Here is a 2,123-nt window from a genome sequence, read left to right on the forward strand (position 1 = left end):
GCGGATCGTAGCCCTGCATGAAGGGCTGGCCCTTGTGGCTGAGCAGGCGCGCGCCTTCGCCGCGCATGGCCTCGGTGATGAGCGAGCGGCGGTTGCTGCGCTCTTCATAAAGGGCCGTGGGGTGAAACTGCATGAATTCCAGATTTGCCAGATCCACGCCAGCGCGAAAGGCCATGGAAACGCCCGTACCCACGCAGCCTGGAGCATTGGTGGAATGCAGAAAAACCTGCCCCACGCCGCCTGTGGCAAGCACTGTCCAGTCTGCGAGGATGGTTTCCGGTTCGCCGCTTTCCTCGTTAAGAACATACGCGCCCATGCAGCGGTTGTTGATCTCGTATCGGTATTGCGAGGTTTTGGCGTGGTGGCGGCTTGTAAGAAGGTCAATGGCGGCGCGGTGGTGCAGTCGGGTGATGCGCGGATGGGCCATGATCTGGGCCGTAAGGCCTTCCATAATGGCCCTGCCCGAATAGTCGCGGCAATGCAGGATGCGCGGGGTGGAGTGTCCGCCCTCGCGGGTAAGGTTGAAACTGCCGTCCTCATTGCGGTCAAAGGGAACCCCGGCGCGCTTGATGAGCATGTCGTCAACGCAGGAAGGCCCCTGTCGGCAGAGAAAGCGCACGGCCTTGCGGTAGTTGTAATTGTGTCCCGCTACAAGGATGTCCTTTTCCAAGGCAACGGCATCATCGTTATTTCGTGCTCCGGCGGTTTCTGCCCCGCCGTTTCTGGCGGGATCGGCACGGTAGATGATGCCCCCCTGGGCCAGCTCGGAATTGCCGTCCAGCAACTGGCTTCCGGCGTTGATAAGAAGCACTTCATGCCCGGCATCGGCCAGCGTAAGAGCGGCGGTGCATCCGGCAATGCCCGAACCAATAATTAATACGGGCACATGACGGCGACTGACATTCACAGCACAAACCTCATTGGCCGCATACTTCAAGCATGCGGGTTAGCGAGAGACGGGCGGGGGGGCAGAGTTCCTCCTCGATCGCCAGAGGGGTGGCTTTTTGGGCGCAAATTGCATCAAGAACAGTCCAGAGCTTTTTTTCCGTCACTTTGGCCATGTTGCCGCAAATGGCGTGCCCCAGAGGGATGATGCGGCACTGGCCCGCATGGCGGGCTGCAAGGCGGTGGACAAGATTGTTCTCGGTTCCCACGATAAGGGTGGAACCCGGAGCTTCCGCGGCCACGCGGGCCGCGTCTTTGATAAGGTAGGATGTGGAGCCCGCGCCATCGCAAACGGCGATGACGTCTTCGCGGCATTCGGGATGGGCAATGACGCGGCAGCCCGGGTGCGCGGCGCGCATTTCGCGCACATCATCAGGGTCAAAACGGGCATGGATGGCGCAGCAGCCGGGCCAGAGCAGCAGTTTTCTGTCCAGAGCCTGGGTTTCCGGTTCCACCAGCCCCTTTGATCCTATGCGCAGCACATGCCTTTGGTGCGGGGCGATGCCCAGGGCCGTTGCCGTATTGTTGCCCAAATGCATGTCGGGCAAAAACAGCACGCCGTCACCCTGCTTCATGGCCCATTGCAGCATGATGCCCGCGTTGGCGGACGTGCATACGGCCCCGCCGTATGCGCCCACCACGGCCTTGAGGGCCAGGTCGGTGTTGACGTAGGCCAGGGGAATGACCTTGCGGCCCAGGGCGTAAAGCTGTTCCAGCACCTTGCGGGCCAGGGGGGCGGGGGTCATGCGCGACATGAGACAGTCCGCGTCCATGCTCGGCAGATAGACCGCCTGACCCGGTTTTGCCAGCAAGGCGGCGGATTCACCCATAAAATAGACGCCGCAGAAAACGATATGGTCAGCGTTGACCTGGGGTACGCGGCGGGCCAGCTCCAGCGAGTCGCCCGTGATGTCGCAGTGCTGCACCACGGCATCGTTCTGATAGTGATGCCCCATGATGCAGAGCCTGTCGCCAAGCTGGCGCTTGATAGCCTGAATACCGGCACTGATGTCTTGCATTGTCTTGTCCCTGTGCTGAAAGTGGCAGCCCCGCGCGGCATCAGGCCGACAGCAGGGTCATGCTGAAGTCCGCCGCCACGGCGGAATGGGTAAGCCGTCCCACGGAGATGAAGTCCGGCCTGCGGGGGGCCGTAAGGGCCAGTTCGCGCAGGTTTTCCA

At 61.7% G+C, this 2,123-nt stretch carries 1 protein-coding gene and 2 pseudogenes; all 3 read right to left on the bottom strand.

The genetic code is table 11. The annotated features are described in order from the left end of the window. Positions 1–907: FAD-dependent oxidoreductase (locus tag V6C16_RS11745; protein WP_333543289.1), on the bottom strand; the 907-nt coding region annotated here is incomplete at its 3' end. A 10-nt stretch (positions 908–917) separates the two neighbouring features. After that, positions 918–1,970, bottom strand: a pseudogene (gene nadA / locus V6C16_RS11750) (quinolinate synthase NadA); the annotation flags it as partial. 34 nt (positions 1,971–2,004) lie between these two features. Beyond that, positions 2,005–2,123 (bottom strand): annotated as a pseudogene (locus V6C16_RS11755) (carboxylating nicotinate-nucleotide diphosphorylase); the annotation flags it as partial.

The organism is Desulfovibrio sp. 1188_IL3213 (assembly GCF_036763145.1).
Classification (GTDB): Bacteria; Desulfobacterota; Desulfovibrionia; order Desulfovibrionales; family Desulfovibrionaceae; genus Desulfovibrio.